Here is a 19,602-nt window from a genome sequence, read left to right as displayed (position 1 = left end):
GATCCGGAGTCGAACCCCTTACAGGCCCGCGTACGAGTGCAGGCCGGACACCACCAGGTTGATCGCGAAGAGATTGAAGAGAAGCGAGACGAAACCTGCGACGTTGATCCACGCGGCGGCGTTGCGCCAACCGGCCGTCGCACGGGCGTGCAGGTAGGCCGCGTAGACGATCCACGCGATGAACGAGACCGTCTCCTTGGGGTCCCAGCCCCAGAAGCGCCCCCAAGCCGACTCGGCCCAGATCGCGCCGCAGATGACACCCAGACCGAACAGCGGGAAGCCGATCACCACGCACTTGTAGGCGAGTCGGTCGAGAGACTCGGTCGACGGCAGGTGCCCGAGCAGCCGCCGGAGGCCGCCGCCGACTCCACTCGCGGTCTCGTCCGCCTCGACGTCCCACTGCTGTTTCACCAGGTACAGGATGCTGGCCACGCCCGAGACCAGCAGAATGCCCGACGAGATCGAGATGATCGAGACGTGGATCGCGAGCCAGTACGACTTCAGGGCGGGCACGACCGGCGCGGGCTGGGTGTAGAGGAACTTGCCCGCGATGAACATGAGCAGGATCACCGGGATGAGCACGAAGCTCAGCAGCGGCCGCTGCTCCCGCCTCCGCAGCACGACGACGCCTGCGACGACGCACGCGATGGTCGTCAGCGAGATGAACTCGTACATGTTGCCCCACGGGGCGCGGTCGGTCGCGACACCGCGCAGCACGATGGACGTCAGATGCGCGGCAAGACCCACCCACACCACCGGGTACGCCATGGACGCCAGTCGTTCGCCCGCCTCGCGGCGCCTCGGCCCCGGGCCGGCCACGCGGCCGGGTACACGGTCGTCGGCGGAGACCGCGACACCCGCGCCGACCAGCTCACGCTCCTGCTGCTGCTTCTCGATCTTGGCGAATCTCGCCGAGGCGAGCGACGCGAGGAACAGGACCATGGCGATCGCGTACACCGTGATCGCCGTCGCGTAGAACCAGTCGGAGTACTGGCCGAGCGTCTCGTTGACGTAACCCGACTCTTCCATCAGTGTTCCTTCTCTTCGAACTCGCGCATCACAGCGTGCGGCGCCTGCGGCTCTCGGCGTCGGTCAGCAGACCGCGCGCCTGGTCTTCGAAGCCGTCGCCCCAGCCCGCCTGATCGGTGCGGGCCAGCCCGGCCACTTCTACTACAGTACGTCGGACTTCGTCGTTTTCAAGGTCTGGCCCGTCACTTCCCTCGGCAGCCGACGGTGCGGGCACCAGACGCGCCCAGATCCGACGTCGACGGATCATCAGCGACACCACGAGTCCGAGCACCATCGCGACGGCCGACACCAGCACCCACAACTGGGCCGGATCGTGCGAGACCTGGATCGACACCCAGCGCTTGTAACCGTCGAACGACACTCGGGTGCCGTCTTCGAGGACGGTGTCCTGCCCCTGTTCGAGGTTCACCGACGCCTTCTGATTCAGTCGGCCCTGGTCGATGAGCTGTTGATCGAGCGAGTAGACGTTCTGCGGTTTGCCGGAGTCGATGCCCGAGTCGCCCTGGAACACCCGGATCGCCACCGTCGGATTGTTCACGATCGGCGACTGCGAATTGAGCAGGCCGCCGTGACCGAACACCGGATCCGGAGCGAAGAGTCCCTGGATGGCGACCTGATTCTTGCGGCGCACGTCCGGGTCGGGGTACATGCCCGCGGGCGTCTCGAAGCGCACCGCCCCCTCGGACAGCATGGTCTGCGTCGACTGAGGGAGGAACGGCGCGGTCTGAGTCCTGGTGTCCCCGTTGGGGAAGGTCACCGTGAAGGTCGGCGCGAAGCCGTTGCCGAGGACGTACACGCGGTCGCCCGCGATGCGCAACGGCTTGTTGACCCGTACCGATGCGGTGCTCCACTGGTCGGGGGCCTTCGCCACATCGTCGGTGTAGGCCATCTTCGCGTCGTACATGTCGGGTTGGCCGTTCGGCAGGAACGTCGCCGAGAAGTCGTCGACGCGGATGCAGAACGGGGCCAGGCCGGTGCCGTCGACGAGGGCGCCCGAACGGAAGGTGTCGTAGACGGCGGTCGAGGTGTTGCAGAGCACCTGGTCGTCGCCCGCGACGAGCGTGCGCGAGCCCTCGTAGCCGAGCATCTTGCCGACGGCGAGCGCCACGAGCAGGGCCAGCAGGGCGAAGTGGAAGACGAGGTTGCCCAGCTCGCGGAGGTAGCCCTTCTCGGCGGACACCTCCACGGCGCCGTGCGGGAACCTATCGGACGGCTCGACGACGCGCGTGCGTTTACGCCAGCCGCGGAGATTGCCGGAGATGGTCTCCGCGACCTCTTCGGGCGAACCGTCGACGGTCTCGGTGATGTGGCGAGGCAGGCGCTTCAGGTTGCGGGGAGCGGCGACCGGCGGGGTGCGGTAGGCCTTGTAGTGCTCCCAGATGCGCGGGGTGAGGCATCCGATCAGGGACAGGAACAGCAGGAGGTAGATCGCGGTGAACCACGTCGACGAGAACACGTCGAACAACTGGACTCGGTCCATCCACTCCCCGAGCGCGCCCTTGTCCTTGATGTAGTCGAGGGTCTTCTGCTCGTTGAGTTCGCGTTGCGGAAGCAGGGCCCCCGGGATCGCGGCCAGTGCGAGCAGGAACAGCAGCGCGAGCGCCGTCCGCATCGAGGTGAGGCCGCGCCACGTCTTACGAAGCGGTACTACGACGAATCGTTGCACCGGACTCTGCGCCGAACTCATACAGGCAACTCCACATCGCTCATCAGACTGATCCGGAACCAGTCGACGACGTCGTTCCACGCGCCGGTGACCAGCAGGACACCGACCGCGATGAGCGCTACGCCGCCGATGACCTGGATGGCGCGCGCGTGCCGCCGAATGAATCCGAGGCTCCGGACGGCCCAGGCCGACGACGCGGCCAGGATCACGAACGGGATGCCCAGCCCCAGACAGTACGCCGTGACCATGAGTGCGCCCCGCCACGCCGACGACCCCTCTGTCGAGAGCGAGATGGACAGTACGGCGCTGAGCGTCGCACTGCTGCACGGGATCCAGCCGACGGCGAACACGGCCCCGAGGATCGGTGCGCCGATCACATTCGAGTAGCGGCGCGGCGCCATCTTCCGATCTCGCTGCAGAAACGGGATCATGCCGAGGAACACCAGGCCCATCACGATGGTGATCACACCGCCGATCCGCTGCACCAGCTCGAGGCGGTCGGTGTCCAGGAACAGCGACGTCGCCCCGAAGATCGCCGCGGTCGCCAGCACGTAGACGGCGGTGAAGCCGAGTACGAACAGCCCGGCGGCGCCGACCACCCGCCACCGCCCGTTCTTGCGTTCCTCGCCGACCGCGACGGCGGGCGCCTCGGCGCCGACGAGCCCCGCCAGATACGACAGATAGCCGGGCACCAGCGGTACCACGCACGGCGACGCGAACGAGACGAATCCGGTGATCACACAGGCGCCGACGGCCAACAGCAACGGCCCCGAGACGACGGTCGTGGCGAACGACTGGCCGACGTCGGCCAGGACGACCTCGTTCATTCGGGCCGCTTCGCGGTGGGTGCGGGCTCCTCAGCGGCCACGTCGAGCACCGCCTCGGTCAGGCTCTGCTCGGTGATCGCCTTGAGGAAGACCTTGGCCGGACGGTGCTGCCGGTCCAGGATGATCGTGGTCGGGACCGCGCCGACCGGCACACCGAGCGCGGCGATCGTCGCGCCGCCGTAGTCGAACATCGACCGGTAACTGACCTTGTTGTCGGCGAAGAAGTCCTGCGCGTTCGACTTGCTGTCGCGGAAGTCGAGGCCGAGGAACGCCACGCCCTTGTCCTTGGTCGCCTGGTACGTGGCCTCGAGTTCGGTGAACTCCTTGCGGCACGGCGCGCACCAGGACGCCCACACGTTGATCACCACGACGTCGCCCGCGAACTGGTCGAGGTCGATCGTCTCGCCGGTGAGCAGATCGGGGGCGCTCACCCGGCCCGCGGCTTTGCGCTCGCCGACGGGGTAGTCGATGTCGAGCTTGCCGCCGGGCGAGACGAACTGGTTGGACTGGTTCTGTGCGACGGCGTCGTCGCCGGTGCTGCACGCCGTGACGAGTCCGACCGAGGCGATGGCCGCGAGGGCGGCGGCCGCCGCGCGGTGGGTGCGGCGCATCGCGCTCACGCTCCGGTGATGCGCGGGTCGGATGCGCCCGCGGGCTCGGAGTACACGATGTCGACGAGCTCGTCGTCGTCGTAGACGAGGCTCGTCAGCGACGCCAGCGAGCACTGCCGGATCCGCGGATCGTGCCACAGGCGACGGCCCTCGAGGAATCGGCGCAGCGTGTAGACCGGCAGTTGGTGGCTGACGCACACGGCCTCGTGGCCGCGGGCGGCGTCGCGCGCCTCGTTAGCGGCGCCGAGCATGCGGTGCGCGATGTTGATGTACGGTTCGCCCCACGACGGGGTGAAGGGGTTGCGGAGTTTGGGCCAGTGCCGGGGCTGACGGAGGGCGCCGTCGCCGACGGCCACCCGCAGTCCCTCGAACTGATTGCCCGCCTCGATCAGGTTGTCGATGGTCTCGATCCGCAGACCGTGCGACGAGGCGATCGGCGTCGCGGTCTCCTGCGCGCGCTGCAGGGGTGAGGCGAACACGTGGGTGATGTCGTGGTCGGCGAGGGCGTCGGACACCCGCTGGGCCTGATCGCGGCCGTTCTCGGCGAGCCGGAAGCCGGGCAGACGACCGTAGAGGATTCCCTCCGGGTTGTGGACCTCGCCGTGACGCATCATGTGGACGATGGTCTTCATCAGTTCACCTCTCCGGGTGCGACGGCGGCGGCAGCGGCTGCCGCGGCCGCGGGCAGGGCGTCGGCGATACGCGAGAACGCGTCGTCGTCGAGCGCCGCGGACACGAACCACGCCTCGAATGCGCTCGGCGGGGCGTAGACCCCACCGTCGAGGAGAGCGTGGAAGAACGGGGCGAACCGCCAGGTCTCGGTGGCCTTGACGCCCGCGTAGTCGATGATCGGTTCGGCGGTGTCGGTGAACGCGAAGCTGACGAGGTTGCCCGCCTTCTGCACCCGGTGCGCCACGGATGCCGCGGTGAGGGCGTCGCTGACGAGCCCGGCCAGTCGTTCCGCGTTGGCGTCGAGACGTTCGTAGACCTCGGCGGTGGCGTTCCGCAGAGTCGCCAGTCCCGCGGCGACGGCGACCGGGTTCCCGGACAGGGTGCCTGCCTGGTAGACGGGGCCGGTCGGTGCGAGGTGTCCCATGATGTCGGCGCGACCGCCGAACGCCGCCGCGGGCAGACCGCCGCTCATCACCTTGCCGAAGGTGTACAGGTCGCCCGAGACGCCGTCGAGCCCGTGGAAACCGGCCGGGCCGACGCGGAATCCGGTCATCACCTCGTCCATGATCAGGAGCGCGCCGTGGCGCGCGGTGATCGAACGCAGACCCTCGTTGAATCCGGGCTGCGGAGCGACGACTCCCATGTTGCCCGCGGCGGCCTCGGTGATCACCGCGGCGATGTCGTCGCCGTGTTCGGCGAAGGCCGCTTCGACGGCGGACAGATCGTTGTACGGGAGCACGAGGGTGTCGTGCGCGGACGCGCCGGTCACGCCGGGCGACGTCGGGAGGCCGAGGGTCGCGACACCCGATCCGGCGTCCGCGAGCAGCGCGTCGACGTGACCGTGATAACAGCCGGAGAACTTCACGATCTTGCTGCGGCCGGTGAATCCGCGCGCGAGGCGGACCGCGGACATCGTCGCCTCGGTGCCCGAGTTGACGAGTCGGACACGGGAGACGGGGTCGACGCGGTCGATGATCTCCTCCGCCAGTTCGATCTCGCCGAGCGTCGGCGCACCGAACGAGACGCCGCCCGTGGCAGCTTCGCGGACCGCATCGACGATCGCCGGATGCGCGTGCCCGAGGATCATCGGCCCCCACGAACACACCAGGTCAACGTAGGTGTTGTCGTCGACGTCGGTGAGCGTGTACCCCGACGCCTCGCGGATGAATCGGGGGGTGCCGCCGACTGCGGAGAACGCCCGGACCGGGGAGTTGACGCCACCGGGAACGGCCTGTGCGGCGCGCGCGAACAGCTCCTGGCTGCGCGCGGTGTTCTCGGAGGGAATCTGCGGTGCATCGGCCATGGCTTCCAGTGTCCCAAAACCTGCGCGCAGGGCCCAATCGCCAAAGGTTCGTCTCAGGTTTCTCGCCGGCACGGCCCGAGTACGTGCGTCGTCAGCGCATGAGCGCCTTCTCCACCGCGTCGGCCATGGCCCGTTGTCCCGCCTCGTTGGGGTGCATGGTGATGGGCGAACGCCCGCCGACCATCGGCTCGATCCAGCGGACGCTCTCGGCGGCGCATGCGTCGTGTCCGTCGGAGACGCCGGACAGGTCGACGAACTCGGCGCCCGCCGCCGCGGCGGCGTCGGCGATCGCCGCGTTGAGTCCGGTCTGGACGCGACGGACGTAGGCGATGTCGCCGTCGGCGATGCGGACGGCGGGACGGCACGCCGACGACCGGGGCACGAGCCACGGGTAGCCGACGATCACGATCTTCGCGTGCGGAGCTCGCGCGGCGATGTCGCGCAGCGCCTTCGTCACCGCGGGCCCGATCTCGTCGTCGACCGCTCGCTGCGGGTCGGGTCCCAGCTCGGCGCGGCAGGGTGCACCGCGCGGATCGGACTCGGCCACGCGTGCGCAGTCGCCGACCAGCGTCGAGTACAGCGCGGCGTCGTTCCCGCCGATCATCAGGGTCACCAGATCCGTGTCGGCGGTGACCGCGTCCAGTTGTGGCCCGACCCCCTCGTACTGGCTCTCGTAGAAACTCTTGGTCCAGGCCCCCGCGCACGACACGTCGGTCAACCGATACCCGTTGTCGTGGGCGACGAGCTGCCCGAAGTTCGCCGATGACCGCTGGCAGGTGAACGGCGAGTCCTCCACCAGGGGCGACGTGCCCGCACCGGCGGCGAAACTGTCACCGAGGTGTACCTGGTGCGGAGCCGCCGCCGGGGGCGGCTCCGGGTCGTCGGAGGTCGGCCAGACGATCACTCCGACGATCACGGCCGCCGCCGCGAGGATCGCGGCGACGCCGAACCACTTGCCGCGACCGCTCACTCGTCCTTCGAGGAGCCCATCGGGCCCAGCCCCATCTTGACGGCCAGATGCGCCTCGGTCAGCTCCGTGCGGAACCGGTCGACGTCGCGTGCCCACGCCTGCGCGAGCCGTCCGTTCGACAGCTTGACACCGACGCCCTTGCGGCGACGCGGCACCGCGTGGAGTTCGCCGAGCGCCGGCGCGCTCTCCCACTCCCGGTGCTCACTGCTGTTGTTCTCGGGATACACCACGACGATGTCGTCGAGGTCGATGATCTTGGTGCCCTGCCGGAGCGTCTGATCGGTCAGTCTCATCGAGACGTGTCGACGCGCGGCCACCACCTGCATGATCGAGAAGCCGATGAGGATGACCCCGAAGATCAGCAGCACCTCCCAGTGGATGCGGCCGCCGCCCGCGATCTCCAACCCGAACGTCAGCGCGAGCATCACGGGGCCGATCAGGATGATCCATCTGCTGCCGCCCTCCTCGTAGAAGAGCGTCTCGCCGCGTTCGACGGCCTGCGGCACCGGTGGAACCGCGGGCACCGGCTCGTCGTCGTCGAGTCCGTCGCTCACCGGCTCGTCCGGACCGGACTCGTCGTCGAGTTCGGGGCCGACGGCCTCGACATCACTGCCCGGCGGATCGTCGGACCGGTCGGCCGACTCGCTCACTCGACACCGCCGTCACGTGGCTTCGGGCTCGTGGCCTCGGGGGCGCAGTCGACTCCACCGCTCAACTTGCAGTTGAACCAGGCGTCCGAGGTCGGCCGGTAGGCCAGCACCGACCCGGCGAAGCCGATCACCGCACCGGCCAGGACCACGGCCAGTCCGGGGCTCTGGAAGCCGATCGCCAACGCCAGCAGCATCACGGCCACCACGCAGGTCAACGCCGACAGCGATGACCGCCACTGCAGTTCGCCGCGGTAGGTCTTGGCGCCCAGCAGGAAGTAGGCGACGCCGACGATGATGATGAGCACACCGATCGCCAGCGGCCCGAACTCGAGGCCGACGTTCACCGAATGGTCCACGATCCAGAGGATGCCGAGTGCGGCGAGGACCGCTCCCGAGATCATCCACAGACGCAGAGCCCACACGACGAGCGACGGCCGATCGCTCGGATCCGGTTTCTGTGCACGCAGCTTGGACGTGAATTCGAGTTTCACCGCATCCCACCGTTCTGTCGGTTCCTCGTGCGCCACAATCCCGCATCGCGACAGAAGATCGTGGTGTCCCGGTTCATCAAGGCGATCAAAGCACCGATCGCGGCCACGCCGCCGAGGATCTCGAAGATCGTCGCCCATGCGGGCACCGAGGCGCCCGTCGGCTCGGCGCCGGAGAACATGACGATCACGGTGAACACCAGTTGGACGGCGATGAACGCGCTCAGCACGCCGAGTCCCTGCCGTGCCCAGTTGCGTCCGTCCCAGGTGAACTTCATGAAGGTCACCGACAGGGCGGTCAGCACGACCGCACCGATGGCCAGCGAGATGATCGCCAACACCTGCGCGCTCGGGAGCCCCTCTGCGTTCCCGTCCTTCGCCATCGTGTCCAGCATCTTCTGTGCCTCGTCGTGGACCATCGAATAGCGCGCGACGAGCGCGATGAATTCGGCGACGACCACGGCGCACCACAGTTCGACGGCCAGCTTCACACTGTCCGGTCGAGTCGGCGCGTCCGTTGTGCCGGGAACGGGGGCAGTCATGACTCCAGGGTAGAGGGTCTACCCAAGAAGACGCTCAGACAGCCGACGCGCCACGTCGACCGCCGCGTATGTCAGGACGATCGACGCGCCGGCCCGGGCGATCGACAGGACGGCCTCGTCGAAGGCCGCGTCGGCGTCGATCCACCCGTTGGCGCCCGCACCCGCGATCATCGCGTACTCGCCGCTGATCTGATAGGCGACGACGGGCGCGTCGGTGCGGTCGGCCACATCGCGCACGATGTCCAGATAGCTCATGGCGGGTTTGACCATCACCATGTCCGCGCCCTCGTCGAGGTCGGCGAGCAGTTCGCGCGCGGACTCGAGCCGGTTGGCGGTGTCCTGCTGGTAGGTGCGACGGTCCCCCCGCAGCGACGATCCGACGGCCTCGCGGAACGGTCCGTAGAACGCCGAGGCGTACTTGGCGGTGTAGGCCAGAATCGAGACGTCGGCGAAACCCGCCTCGTCGAGTGCGGCGCGGATCGCGGCGACCTGCCCGTCCATCATTCCGCTCGGCGCCACGACGTGCGCACCGGCGCGCGCCTGGGCCACCGCCATCGACTCGTACCGCGGCAGCGTCGCATCGTTGTCGACGCGCCCCTGCTCGTCGAGCACGCCGCAGTGTCCGTGATCGGTGAACTCGTCCAAGCAGGTGTCGGCCATGATCACCGTGGAATCGCCCAACTCCTCGCGCAGCAGTGCCAGCGCGCGGTTGAGGATCCCGTCCGGATCGTCCGCACCCGAGCCGACGCCGTCCTTGTCGCCCGGCACGGGGACGCCGAACAACATCAGTCCGCCGACGCCCGCCGCGACCGCTTCACGTGCGGCGACGAGCAGCGATTCGAGCGTGTGCTGGACGACGCCCGGCATCGAGGAGATCGGCCGCGGTTCGTCGATGCCGTCGGCGACGAACATCGGCAGCACCAGCTGAGCCGGATGCAGCCGGGTCTCGGCGACCAGCCTGCGCAGCGCCGGGGTGGTCCGCAGACGGCGGAGACGGGTGAACGGTGCAGTCATGGGCCGACCTCTCACGAACGGGAACGACGGGACTTCTTGCGCGGCGGAGGCAGTGCGCCCTCGGCGCGCAGCGCGGCGGCGTGTGCGGCGAGCGCGTCGACCAGTTCGGTCATCGACGCGTTCTCCGGCTGCACGTCCACGCGCAGACCGAACTCGACGGCCGTCTCCGCGGTCTTCGGGCCGATGCACGCGACGATGGTGCGCGCATGCGGTTTGCCCGCGATGCCGACGAGGTTGCGAACGGTGGAGCTGGAGGTGAAGCAGACCGCGTCGAACCCGCCGGTCTTGATCATCTCGCGGGTCTCCACGGGCGGCGGCGCGGCGCGAACGGTGCGGTAGGCCGTCACATCGTCGATCTCCCAGCCGCGGTCGCGCAACCCCTCCGACAGGGTCTCGGTGGCGATGTCGGCACGAGGCAGGAGGATGCGGTCCACCGGATCGAACACCTCGTCGTACGGCGGGAAGTCCTCGAGCAGGCCGAGCGAACTCTGCTCGCCGCTCGGCAGCAGTTCCGGGTTGACGCCGAACGAGCGGACCTTGGCCGCGGTGGCCTCGCCGACGCAGGCGATCTTCACACCGGAGAACGCGCGGGCGTCGAGGCCGAACTCTTCGAACTTCTCCCACACGGCGCGGACGGCGTTGGTCGAGGTGAACACGACCCACTGGTAGCGCCCGTCCACCAGACCCTTGACGGCGCGCTCCATCTGGGCCGGGCTGCGCGGCGGCTCGACGGCGATCGTCGGCACCTCACGCGGGATGGCGCCGTGCGAGGTGAGACGTTCGCTCATGTCGGCGGCCTGGTCCTTGGTACGCGGCACCAGAACGGTCCAGCCGTACAGTGCTCGCGACTCCCACCACGAGAACTTGCCGCGCTGGGCCACGACCTTGCCGACGGTCAGGACCAGCGGGCCGGTGAGGGCGCTGCCGAGATCGTTGACAGTCGCGAGGGTGGCCTCGATGGTGCGCTGAGCACAGGTGGTGCCGTTGACGGTGATGGCGACCGGCGTCTGCGGCGCGAGGCCGTGTTCGGTGAGTGCGCTCGCCAGTTCGGCGAGATGCCCGGCGGTGGCGTTGAGGACCAGCGGACCGGGCGCGGCGGCCAGTCCCGCCCAGTCGACGTCACCGCGGACGTCGGCCACTGTGTGGCCGGAGCCGATCGGCATGCCTGCGAAGCTCGGGACGACGGCGTCCGGCGGGATTCCGGGCAGCACCTCGAACGAGATCGACGTGCGGGCGACGGCGCTCATCTCGGCGAGCACCGCGTCGGCGCTCATCGGGTCTCCCGCGACGACGCGCACCACGTTGACGCCGGTCTTGGCCTCGGCGACCAGGGTCTTGGCGACCTGGGCCGGTTCGCCGAGCGCGGGGCGGATCACCTCGGGCTCGTCGACGTCCTTCGACGCTTCGGCCGCTGCCGCCTCCGCGGCCTTGCGTCCGGCCCGTGTGGGAACCGGCTCGGCCTTCGCGTGCGCCGATCCGATCAAGGCGACGACACCGGACGGGACGTCCGGATCGACGAACGCGGACGTGGCGTTGACCAGTATGTTCTGCGCTCGCACGGTGAGCAGGTCCGGGTTTCCGGGACCCGACCCCACGAACAGGATCCGGCCGGGTTTAGCATTCTTCGTACGGCTCATGCGTTCGCACTCTCCTGCCCCCGCCCAGGGGGCTGCAGTCCGTTCGGTGCCCCGCTCATCGTCGTGAGCACCGACTTGTCCTCTTGTCGGAGTGCGACGCGTGACGAACCGTGTCCTACGCCTTGGGCACGTATTCGGCTGCGCCGAGCTCCAACAGTTCGGCGGCGAGGTCCTTGCCGAGCTGCACGGCCTTCTCCACCGGGCCCACCACCGAAGCGCGAATCACATCGGATCCGTCCTCGGCCGCCACTCCCGCGCGGAGCGAGAGTTCGGCGAAGATGCGCCCGTCGGAGTCGATCGAGTCGACCACTTCGGCGATCGCGCCGACCGGTGCTGTGCATCCGGCCTCGAGGGTCGCCAGCACAGCGCGTTCGGCGTCGACCGCTGCACGCGTCGACGGGTCGTCCAACTCAGCGAGTATTCTCACCAGTTCGGCATCGTCGGCGAGACACTCGACGGCGAGGGCCCCCTGTGCCGGCGCGGGAAGCATGACCGTGGGGTCAAGAGCTTCAGAGACCTCATCGGCGCGGCCGATGCGTACCAGTCCGGCTCGGGCGACCACAACCGCGTCCAGTTCCCCGTTCGCGACTCTGCCCAACCGAGAATCAAGGTTGCCTCGTAGGGGGCGGATTTCCAAACCGAGACCCTGTGCTTTAAGCTGTGCGGCCCGACGCGGCGACGAGGTGCCGATCGTCGATCCAGCGGGAAGCTCACCGAGGACCAGGCCACCCCTGCTGACCAGCGCATCTCGCGGATCCACGCGGGTCGGGACGGCGCCCATCGCCAGATCGGCCTCGGGTGCGGTCGGGAGATCCTTGTACGAGTGGATCGCGACGTCGCACTCGCCGTTGCGCAGCGCCGTGCGGATGGCGGTGGTGAAGACTCCGACGCCGATCTGGGCCACTGGCGCGGTCGACGTGTCACCCGCGGTGGTGATGATGACGAGTTCGGCGGGATGACCGTTCGCGGTCAGGCGGTCGGCGATCCCCTGAGCCTGCGTCGTCGCGAGCTGTGAACCGCGGGTGCCGATGCGGATGACGGGTCGATCGGTGGATGCAGCGTTGGGCACGTGTAGCCGTCCTGTTCGTGTGGTGCGTGAGATCGTGGCCCGGATGCGCCGACACGGCGCTCCCGGCCGTCGTGGAGGTGTCTGGGTCAGCGCGCGTCGGGTTCGCCCGCCGCGGCGGCTCCCGCCTCGGACGCCGCGACCGATTCGGCGGCGCCGGGCTTGAGTTCGAAGAGTTCGCGGAGTGCTTCGGCGTAGTGGTCGCCGCGCCCGGAAGAGGCGAACTGCTTGACTCGCACGGTCGGCGCGTGGAGCAGCTTGTCGGCGACCCGCCGCACGGTCTTGGCGACCTCGTCGCGCTGGGCCGCGTCCAGGTCGGGCAGACGCGACTGCAGTCGCAGGATCTCCGCGTCCACCACCTCCGCCGCGCGGTGGCGCAGCGCGGCGACGGTCGGGGTCACTTCGGCCTGCCGCTGCGCGGCCAGATAGTCCGACAGCTCGCTCGCCACGATCGACCGGGCCGCGACGGTGTCGTCCTGCGCGGCCTTGGTCGCGGAGTCGTCGCGGAGGCCTTCGATGTCGACGACGTACACGCCGGGCAGCTGTACGACGGCGGGCTCCACATCACGCGGGATGCCGAGGTCGCAGATGATCAGCGGCGCCGGGTTGGTGCGCTGTTTGAGGGCGGAGTGGACCTCGGCGACGCCGATGACGGAACTGACCGAACCGGTGCAGGTGACGACGACGTCGGCGTCCGACATCGCCTCGGCGACGGTCTCCGGATCAGCGCCGATCGCCGTGATCCCGTACTTCTCGGACATGGTCTGCGCCACTTCGACAGCGCGATCGGTGGTGCGGTTCACCACCGTGATGTGGTCGACGCCGTCGCCGGCGAGCTGGCTGGTGGCCAGTGATCCCATGGCGCCCGCGCCGAAGACGACGGCGCGCCGTATCGGTCCGTGGTCGATCGTCTGGTTCCGCAGGGTCGAGGCGCGGTGCAGCGCCACCGAGACGACGGACGCACCGGCCCGGTCGATGCCGGTCTCGTGGTGGACGCGCTTGCCGACGCGCAGCGCCTGCTGGGCGAGTTCGTGCAGTGTCCGACCGGCCGACTTGTTCTCGTCGGCCTCGGTGTACGCGGTACGGATCTGGCCCAGGATCTGCTGTTCGCCGACGACCATCGAGTCCAGACCGGCGGCGACGGTGAACAGGTGCTCGACGGCCGCCTCGGAGTATCGGACGTAGGCGTGTCCGGTGAGTTCGGACACGGTCATGCCGGTGTGGTCGCCGAAGACGTCGCCGACGGCTTCGAGCGCCGGGTGGAAGGCTTCGACCACCGCGTACACCTCGACGCGGTTGCAGGTGGAGACCAACATGGCCTCCGACACCGCGGGCGACTGCACCAATGCCTCGACGAGTTTGGGTCTATCGGTCTCGGAGACGGTGAGTCGCTCGAGGACCGACACCGGAGCGCTCCGATGGGACACTCCGAACAACAAGACACTCACTGCATCGCCCGTTTCCGCACCCACCGGCTCGACGGCACCCCTGCGGCGCCATCGGGATAGGCACATGTGGTTCCAGGCTAGATCACTTGATGCCCGGATTACACCCGAGGATCGGTGACAATGCAGACATCCGATGTCGCGAAGGTTAACTCAGCCTGTCGAGATCGGCCCGGAGTCGGGGTTCGTCGACCTCCCAGTAGCCGTGCTCCTCACCGTTGAGGACCACCACCGGGACCCGGTCGCCGTACTCGGCGCGCGGCAGCGTGTCGCCGGCTTCGGCGGCCGCGTCGACGTCGACGATCGTCGGCGTCAGGCCGTAGTCGGCGAGGATGCCGCGCAGCTGCTCCTGCGCTGCGGCACACGCGTGGCAACCCTCTCGTGTCATCAGTTCGACGGTGGCGTTCATACCGGCGATTCTGCCACCGGCCGCGCACGGCCCGCCGCGACGCGTCGGCCGCGCGCGATAGGCTGGACGCCAGTGCACGGTGGAGCCGATGCTCCAGCCCCGAACGGGAGGTGGCCATGAGCCGCGATTCGATCGACCCCGATCCGGAGACCACACCGGACCACGACGAGGCCGAAGCGGACCTGCACGAGGCCCAGGAGCTCGAGGCCGAGCAGTTCGACGTCGACCACGCCGTCGATCCGGACGGCGACGAGGTGCGCCGCGACCGCGACGGCGCCCTGCTGGTCGACCCGGCCCCCGCCGACGACGCCGAATGGGACGGACCGACGTCCGACGACGAGTTCCACCGGATGACGGCGTGGCTCAACAAGCGGGCGGGCAAGTTCCGGCAGACCGCCGAGGAGCTCCGCCAGACGTTGGCGGGCGAGGCGTCCGCGCGGGCCGCGATCGAGTCCCTCGGCAGTCGGATCCCGGTGGACGGTCCGGGCCACGACCTGACGGCAGCCGCCTTCTTCGACGTCGACAACACCCTGGTGCACGGCGCCTCCATCGTCCTGTTCGCGCGCGGGCTGGCGCAGCGCAAGTACTTCTCCTACGGCGACATCGCCAACGTCGCCTGGCAGCAGGTCAAGTTCCGGGTGACCGGCAAGGAGAACATGGACGACGTCACACAGGGCAAGGAGCGGGCGCTCTCGTTCATCGCTGGTCGGGAGACCTCCGAACTCGTCGCGCTCGGCGAGGAGATCTACGACGAGTTCATCGCCGACAAGATCTGGCCCGCCACCGCGGCTCTCGCGCAGCGACACCTGGACGCCGGCCAGCAGGTCTGGCTGGTGACGGCGACCCCGGTGGAACTGGCGCAGACGATCGCCAAACGACTCGGCCTCACCGGGGCGCTGGGCACCGTCGCCGAGAGCGTCGACGGTCGATTCACCGGGCGCCTGGTCGGCGACATCCTGCACGGGACCGGTAAGGCGCATGCGGTCCGCTCGATCGCCGTCCGCGAAGGTCTGGACCTCAAGCGATGCACCGCGTACTCCGACTCGCACAACGACGTCCCGATGCTGTCGCTGGTCGGCAACGCCGTCGCGATCAACCCGGACACCGACCTCCGCGAGATCGCCCGCATCCGCGGCTGGGAGCAGTACGACTTCCGCACCGCCCGCAAGGCCGCCAAGTACGGTGCCCGCTCGGCGATGGTCCTCGGCGCCGCGGGCGGTGCCGCCGCCGCGGCGACCCGCGTACTCCGCAAACGGAGGTAGGTCAGCCGAAGTAGACGCTGCCTCGTCGCGAGAGCATGCGGAACAGGGTCTGCTGGATCTCTTCCCGGACGTGGTCGGTGACGTCGAAGACGGTCATCGGATCGTCGGCGGCCTGGTCGTCGTACCCGTCGGTGGGGATCGGCTTGCCGAAGTGGATGTGCCACTTGGACGGCAGCGGAATCGCGCCCAGGGGACCCAACCACGGGAACAACGGGGTCACCGGGAAGTACGGGAGGCCGAGGGTCCGCGCAAGCGGCTTCAGGTCGGCCAGCATCGGATAGATCTCTTCGGAGCCGACGATCGACACCGGCACGATCGGCGCACCGGTGCGGATCGCCGTCGTCACGAAGCCGCCGCGACCGAACCGCTGCAGCTTGTACCGGTCCTTGTAGAGCTTGCCTATGCCCTTGTAGCCCTCCGGCCACACCGCGGTCAGCTCGCCTCGTCGCAGCAGCGCCTCGGCGTCGCTGTTGCAGGCGAGGGTCGCCCCCACCTTGCGGGCCAGATCGGAGACGACCGGAGTCTCGAACGCCATGTCGGCCGCCAGGATTCGCAGATAGCGTTCATTCGGGTGGTTGTCGCGGACGGCGAGCGAGGTGATCACCGCATCGACCGGGATCGACCCGGCATGATTGGCGACGAGCAGCGCACCGCCCGTCGTCGGGAGGTTCTCCACACCGGTCACCTCGACGCGGAACCAGCTCTGGTAGATCGGCCGCAGCGCCGGAAACCACACCGACTCGGCGAAGTGCGGATCGAAACCGAAGTCGTCGACGCGGTAGTCACCGGTCATCCGTTCGCGAATGAACCCCGATGTCGCGATCAGGGAGTCGGCCACGGCGCCCCGCAGACCCGCCAGACTCAAGAACGGAGAACTGTCGACGGGACCGGTCGGGACCGGTGTCGGCTCGTCGAGGTCGATACCGTCGTGGAGCGGTGTCACCGGCGCCGCGGGCGAGGCGAACCCATCGGTGTTCGGATGCCCCCGCGGTGCCCGGGCGGGCGCCGGTGGATCGGTGTAGAGCGCGATCACCTTGGCCGTTCGCGAATCAGCGGGCTTGTCTGCCGCAACCATGCACTCCCCCTCTCACCGCGTCGTCGTTCACTGACATAGTACGGACGGACCGGGCGGTCACTGCAGGGCCGTCGCAGCGATGGCGGCTCGCGTCTCGAAACCGCGCCAGGCCGCCGCGGAGATCACCGGCGAGGTCCGGCCGCGCGCGATGAAGTCGTCGAGCGTCTCGAGCGAGGTGTACTTGGGCTCGAACTCGAACTCGGTGCGCATCCGGGTGTTGTCGAGCACCCGCCCGTACGTCAGATAGCCTTCGTGACCGGCGCGCATCGCCGGCAACGAACCGTCGCGCAGCACGCCGATGATCGGCTGCACCAGACTCGCCGCGACCGGCAGCCTGATGTGACCGGCCCGATTGACGGCCTGAGCAAGACTCACGACACCGTCCGCCGCGATGTTGAAGGTTCCCGGTCGGCGAACGAGCGTCGCGTGCTCGAGCGCGGCCAGCGCGTCCTCCTCGTGCAGGAACTGCAGGCGCGGCGAATAGCCGAGAGCGGTCGGCACCAACGGCATCGAGAGATACGAGCCGACCCGCGTCTTGATCCGCGGACCGAGCATCGACTGGTACCGCAGGATCGTCACGTCGATGTCCTGCCGCCGCCTCGACAGACCGCGCACATAGCCTTCGACGTCGATCAGATCGCGGCCGTAACCCCGCTTCGGCTCCCGCCGCGCCGGTGTCCCCTCGGCGAACAACGCCGGATCCGCGCCGCTGGCTCCGTAGACCATCGACGTCGACCGCAGGATGAGCCGCTTGACGGAAGGACTGCGCTGGCACGCCGCGCACATCTGCATCGACCCGACCACGTTGAGTTCTTTGATGGCGGCCGAGTGCTCCACGCTGTCCATGATCGACGGCGCGTTGTGAACCACCGTGTCGACCTCGTACCGGGCGATCGCCCGCGCCACCGCCGGACGCCGGATGTCGAGGCGGAGGAACTCCGCGCGACCCATCCGTCGCATCAGATCCTTGCTGGGCACACGCGAGTCGACGGCGACGACGCGCTCGATGTCGGGGTTCGCCGCCAACCGTGCGACGAGGTACCCGCCCAGGAACGTCGACGCCCCCGTCACCAGAACCGATCGCAGGGCGGTCGGGGCGATGCCGTCGTTCTCTGGAGCCATGATCCAAGAGTAAGGGTCTCGACTCCACTCGACCACCGGGGGAGATCGACTCCACTCGGCCACCGGGAGGGGTCTCGGCGCAAAAAGAGACCCGCCCGACGAGCGGGCGGGTCTCTTCAGTCGATCACTTGCCGAGTTTACGACGCTGCACGCGAGTGCGGCGGAGCAGCTTGCGGTGCTTCTTCTTCGACATGCGCTTGCGGCGCTTCTTGATAACCGAACCCATGGGGCTCTCCTCACGATCGTTACGGATGCTTGCCGCCGAAGCCGACCGGCAATGCTTGTCGGGGCCGTCGCCGACTCAGGACATCCTCGCGGATACCGGGGCGACAGCGACCTGTCAGCCGATCCTACCGGCCGACGAACACGAGACGAAATCGCCTCCCCGACCACCCGGTCGAGATACGACGCAGCCGCCCGGCACACACGAGGTGTGCGGCGGGCGGCGATGCGTCTGGTCTCCGCGGAACGCCTATCCGGCGTCGAAGTACGCGGCCTCCAGGTACTCCTGCACGGCCTTCGCGTGCACGCGGTACGAGCGACCGACCTGAACGGCAGGCAGTTCACCGTTGTGGATGAGTCGGTACACAGTCATCTTGGAGACGCGCATCTGCGATGCGACCTCGGCGACGGTGAAGAACTGCGATGCCGATGAGGCACCCGCAACTCCACGGTCTGCGAAATCATTCCGTTCTCCAGGCTTTTCTGCAGCCATGAACATATAACCTCCGGTGCACGCATCGCGGCCACCGGCTTCCCCTCCGGCGGACATCAGACACGTACGTGCTGCGAGCAGCTTAGCGTGACACGTGTGATTAGTGCGACGAAAGTGGTCCGGCATTTGGTCGAACTCTCCGCCGATCCACCGGTTCGGGCAGCATCTGCGCTGGCAGTGCCCTTACTGACCGCCGGCCGCCGGATCGGGAGTGAACGGCGACGCCGGTCGCGAACCCTCAAGGTCAGGTCGACGTGCCATGCGTGCGCTGGCCTCCGCGCAGGCCGCGGTCGCCTCGTTGACCGCATGCCGCAGGCCGTGCCGCTCGAACTCGCGCAGCGCCGCGGCGGTGGTCCCGCCGGGCGAGGTGACCGCGGCGCGCAGGTCGACGGAGGTCAGCCCCGATTCGGACAGCAGGACGCCCGCACCCTTGACCGTCTGCACGGCCAACTCGGCCGACTGCGCCCTGGTGAGCCCGAGTGCGACGCCCGCGTCGATCATCGACTCGACCATCAGGAAGAAGTACGCCGGACCCGAACCCGAGATCGCGGTGACGGCGTCCAGTTGCTTCTCCGGCACCACCATCACCTTGCCGACCGACTCGAGCAGACGGACCGCGACGGCCACCTGGTCGTCGTTCGCGTAGCGTCCCGGGCTGACCGCCGACATCGCCTCGTTCACGAGCATCGGGGTGTTCGGCATCACGCGGATGACCGGCGATCCGGCGGGCAGCGCTGCTTCGTAGCGCGCCGTCGGGATGCCCGCGACGAGTGTGACGGTGATCCGCTCCTCGTCACTGTGGTCGTCGGCTTTGCCCAACGCCTGCAGCACCGAGTCCACAGCGTCCGGCTTCACCGCGATGAACAGCACCCTGGCGCCGTCGGCCGCGTCGACGACGTCGTCGGTCACGCGCACGCCGTAGTCGGAGGTCAGTTCGGACTGTCGCTTCTCGACCCGCTCGACCACCACCAGATCGCGCACCGGCTTACCGGAGTTGATGAGACCGGCGAGGAGCGCCTCGCCGATCTTTCCGCCGCCGACGATCGCTACCCGCTCGCTCATGTGGATCACTGCCTTTCGTTCGTTCTCTCGTACTCGG

Annotated in this window: 21 protein-coding genes; 1 reads left to right on the top strand and 20 read right to left on the bottom strand. The window is 68.7% G+C overall.

The window, feature by feature from the left end:
* Positions 1-18: 18 nt before the first annotated feature.
* From ccsB to BKA16_RS05610, 15 genes are all read right to left on the bottom strand, one after another.
* The gene (ccsB, locus tag BKA16_RS05680; RefSeq protein WP_183369746.1) at positions 19-1,029 is read right to left on the bottom strand and encodes a c-type cytochrome biogenesis protein CcsB; all 1,011 of its coding nucleotides are present in this window, start codon (positions 1,027-1,029) and stop codon (positions 19-21) included.
* A 28-nt stretch (positions 1,030-1,057) separates the two neighbouring features.
* Positions 1,058-2,716 (bottom strand): cytochrome c biogenesis protein ResB, encoded by a 1,659-nt coding sequence (resB, locus tag BKA16_RS05675; protein ID WP_183369745.1) that lies wholly within the window; start codon positions 2,714-2,716, stop codon positions 1,058-1,060.
* Entirely contained in the window at positions 2,713-3,522 is an 810-nt protein-coding gene (locus BKA16_RS05670; RefSeq protein ID WP_183369744.1) for a cytochrome c biogenesis CcdA family protein, read from the bottom strand. Before BKA16_RS05670 ends, resB begins: the two co-directional genes overlap by 4 nt.
* Positions 3,519-4,133 (bottom strand): TlpA family protein disulfide reductase, encoded by a 615-nt coding sequence (locus tag BKA16_RS05665; protein ID WP_183369743.1) that lies wholly within the window; start codon positions 4,131-4,133, stop codon positions 3,519-3,521. Before BKA16_RS05665 ends, BKA16_RS05670 begins: the two co-directional genes overlap by 4 nt.
* A gap of 5 nt (positions 4,134-4,138) precedes the next feature.
* Positions 4,139-4,765, bottom strand: a complete 627-nt coding sequence (locus BKA16_RS05660) for a histidine phosphatase family protein (RefSeq protein ID WP_183369742.1) — start codon at positions 4,763-4,765, stop codon at positions 4,139-4,141.
* Positions 4,765-6,108, bottom strand: coding sequence for a glutamate-1-semialdehyde 2,1-aminomutase (gene hemL, locus BKA16_RS05655; protein WP_183369741.1), 1,344 nt, complete (start codon positions 6,106-6,108; stop codon positions 4,765-4,767). Before hemL ends, BKA16_RS05660 begins: the two co-directional genes overlap by 1 nt.
* Before the next feature lie 91 nt (positions 6,109-6,199).
* The gene (locus BKA16_RS05650) at positions 6,200-7,078 is read right to left on the bottom strand and encodes a GDSL-type esterase/lipase family protein (RefSeq protein WP_183369740.1); all 879 of its coding nucleotides are present in this window, start codon (positions 7,076-7,078) and stop codon (positions 6,200-6,202) included.
* Positions 7,075-7,728 (bottom strand): DUF3093 domain-containing protein, encoded by a 654-nt coding sequence (locus tag BKA16_RS05645; protein ID WP_183369739.1) that lies wholly within the window; start codon positions 7,726-7,728, stop codon positions 7,075-7,077. Before BKA16_RS05645 ends, BKA16_RS05650 begins: the two co-directional genes overlap by 4 nt.
* Positions 7,725-8,219: a hypothetical protein gene (locus BKA16_RS05640; protein WP_183369738.1), complete on the bottom strand. Its 495-nt coding sequence runs from the start codon at positions 8,217-8,219 to the stop codon at positions 7,725-7,727. The genes BKA16_RS05645 and BKA16_RS05640 overlap by 4 nt, the downstream gene beginning before the upstream one ends.
* Positions 8,216-8,758: a hypothetical protein gene (locus BKA16_RS05635; protein WP_183369737.1), complete on the bottom strand. Its 543-nt coding sequence runs from the start codon at positions 8,756-8,758 to the stop codon at positions 8,216-8,218. The genes BKA16_RS05640 and BKA16_RS05635 overlap by 4 nt, the downstream gene beginning before the upstream one ends.
* Positions 8,759-8,776: 18 nt before the next feature.
* Entirely contained in the window at positions 8,777-9,772 is a 996-nt protein-coding gene (hemB, locus tag BKA16_RS05630; protein WP_183369736.1) for a porphobilinogen synthase, read from the bottom strand.
* Between the two features lie 11 nt (positions 9,773-9,783).
* Positions 9,784-11,409 (bottom strand): bifunctional uroporphyrinogen-III C-methyltransferase/uroporphyrinogen-III synthase, encoded by a 1,626-nt coding sequence (locus BKA16_RS05625; protein ID WP_183369735.1) that lies wholly within the window; start codon positions 11,407-11,409, stop codon positions 9,784-9,786.
* Between the two features lie 115 nt (positions 11,410-11,524).
* The gene (gene hemC / locus BKA16_RS05620) at positions 11,525-12,478 is read right to left on the bottom strand and encodes a hydroxymethylbilane synthase (protein ID WP_343067291.1); all 954 of its coding nucleotides are present in this window, start codon (positions 12,476-12,478) and stop codon (positions 11,525-11,527) included.
* A gap of 86 nt (positions 12,479-12,564) precedes the next feature.
* Positions 12,565-13,923: a glutamyl-tRNA reductase gene (locus BKA16_RS05615; protein WP_183369734.1), complete on the bottom strand. Its 1,359-nt coding sequence runs from the start codon at positions 13,921-13,923 to the stop codon at positions 12,565-12,567.
* A gap of 145 nt (positions 13,924-14,068) precedes the next feature.
* A complete protein-coding gene (locus BKA16_RS05610) occupies positions 14,069-14,329 on the bottom strand; it encodes a glutaredoxin family protein (protein WP_183369733.1) in 261 nt (86 codons plus the stop codon).
* A gap of 116 nt (positions 14,330-14,445) precedes the next feature.
* Between BKA16_RS05610 and BKA16_RS05605 the strand changes: the two genes are divergently transcribed.
* Positions 14,446-15,591 carry an HAD family hydrolase gene (locus tag BKA16_RS05605; protein ID WP_183369732.1) on the top strand — a complete coding sequence of 382 codons (1,146 nt, stop codon included), beginning with the start codon at positions 14,446-14,448 and terminating at the stop codon, positions 15,589-15,591.
* 1 nt (position 15,592) lies between these two features.
* On the opposite strand, the gene BKA16_RS05600 is transcribed toward BKA16_RS05605, so the two are convergent.
* From BKA16_RS05600 to proC, 5 genes are all read right to left on the bottom strand, one after another.
* Positions 15,593-16,666, bottom strand: a complete 1,074-nt coding sequence (locus tag BKA16_RS05600) for a lysophospholipid acyltransferase family protein (RefSeq protein ID WP_183369731.1) — start codon at positions 16,664-16,666, stop codon at positions 15,593-15,595.
* A gap of 57 nt (positions 16,667-16,723) precedes the next feature.
* A complete protein-coding gene (locus BKA16_RS05595; protein ID WP_183369730.1) occupies positions 16,724-17,788 on the bottom strand; it encodes an NAD-dependent epimerase/dehydratase family protein in 1,065 nt (354 codons plus the stop codon).
* 124 nt (positions 17,789-17,912) lie between these two features.
* On the bottom strand, positions 17,913-18,014 hold the full coding sequence (locus BKA16_RS05590) for a 30S ribosomal protein bS22 (RefSeq protein WP_003402602.1): 102 nt from the start codon (positions 18,012-18,014) through the stop codon (positions 17,913-17,915).
* Between the two features lie 246 nt (positions 18,015-18,260).
* A complete protein-coding gene (locus tag BKA16_RS05585) occupies positions 18,261-18,503 on the bottom strand; it encodes a helix-turn-helix domain-containing protein (RefSeq protein ID WP_183369729.1) in 243 nt (80 codons plus the stop codon).
* A 183-nt stretch (positions 18,504-18,686) separates the two neighbouring features.
* Positions 18,687-19,565: a pyrroline-5-carboxylate reductase gene (gene proC / locus BKA16_RS05580; RefSeq protein WP_183369728.1), complete on the bottom strand. Its 879-nt coding sequence runs from the start codon at positions 19,563-19,565 to the stop codon at positions 18,687-18,689.
* Positions 19,566-19,602: the final 37 nt, after the last annotated feature.

It is taken from the genome of Gordonia humi, from assembly GCF_014197435.1.
GTDB classification, from domain to species: Bacteria; Actinomycetota; Actinomycetes; order Mycobacteriales; family Mycobacteriaceae; genus Gordonia; species Gordonia humi.
The sequence above is the reverse complement of the archived record's forward strand: the minus strand, read 5'-3'. Positions and strand labels throughout refer to the sequence as shown.

What these genes read in the sequence shown, in the direction of transcription:
- ccsB (WP_183369746.1), bottom strand. Translation starts at nt 1,029, where the DNA reads ATGGAAGAGTCGGGTTACGTCAACGAGACGCTCGGCCAGTACTCCGAC.
- resB (WP_183369745.1), bottom strand. Translation starts at nt 2,716, where the DNA reads ATGAGTTCGGCGCAGAGTCCGGTGCAACGATTCGTCGTAGTACCGCTT.
- BKA16_RS05670 (WP_183369744.1), bottom strand. Translation starts at nt 3,522, where the DNA reads ATGAACGAGGTCGTCCTGGCCGACGTCGGCCAGTCGTTCGCCACGACC.
- BKA16_RS05665 (WP_183369743.1), bottom strand. Translation starts at nt 4,133, where the DNA reads ATGCGCCGCACCCACCGCGCGGCGGCCGCCGCCCTCGCGGCCATCGCC.
- BKA16_RS05660 (WP_183369742.1), bottom strand. Translation starts at nt 4,765, where the DNA reads ATGAAGACCATCGTCCACATGATGCGTCACGGCGAGGTCCACAACCCG.
- hemL (WP_183369741.1), bottom strand. Translation starts at nt 6,108, where the DNA reads ATGGCCGATGCACCGCAGATTCCCTCCGAGAACACCGCGCGCAGCCAG.
- BKA16_RS05635 (WP_183369737.1), bottom strand. Translation starts at nt 8,758, where the DNA reads ATGACTGCCCCCGTTCCCGGCACAACGGACGCGCCGACTCGACCGGAC.
- hemB (WP_183369736.1), bottom strand. Translation starts at nt 9,772, where the DNA reads ATGACTGCACCGTTCACCCGTCTCCGCCGTCTGCGGACCACCCCGGCG.
- BKA16_RS05625 (WP_183369735.1), bottom strand. Translation starts at nt 11,409, where the DNA reads ATGAGCCGTACGAAGAATGCTAAACCCGGCCGGATCCTGTTCGTGGGG.
- BKA16_RS05610 (WP_183369733.1), bottom strand. Translation starts at nt 14,329, where the DNA reads ATGAACGCCACCGTCGAACTGATGACACGAGAGGGTTGCCACGCGTGT.
- BKA16_RS05605 (WP_183369732.1), top strand. Translation starts at nt 14,446, where the DNA reads ATGAGCCGCGATTCGATCGACCCCGATCCGGAGACCACACCGGACCAC.
- BKA16_RS05600 (WP_183369731.1), bottom strand. Translation starts at nt 16,666, where the DNA reads ATGGTTGCGGCAGACAAGCCCGCTGATTCGCGAACGGCCAAGGTGATC.
- BKA16_RS05595 (WP_183369730.1), bottom strand. Translation starts at nt 17,788, where the DNA reads ATGGCTCCAGAGAACGACGGCATCGCCCCGACCGCCCTGCGATCGGTT.
- BKA16_RS05590 (WP_003402602.1), bottom strand. Translation starts at nt 18,014, where the DNA reads ATGGGTTCGGTTATCAAGAAGCGCCGCAAGCGCATGTCGAAGAAGAAG.
- BKA16_RS05585 (WP_183369729.1), bottom strand. Translation starts at nt 18,503, where the DNA reads ATGGCTGCAGAAAAGCCTGGAGAACGGAATGATTTCGCAGACCGTGGA.
- proC (WP_183369728.1), bottom strand. Translation starts at nt 19,565, where the DNA reads ATGAGCGAGCGGGTAGCGATCGTCGGCGGCGGAAAGATCGGCGAGGCG.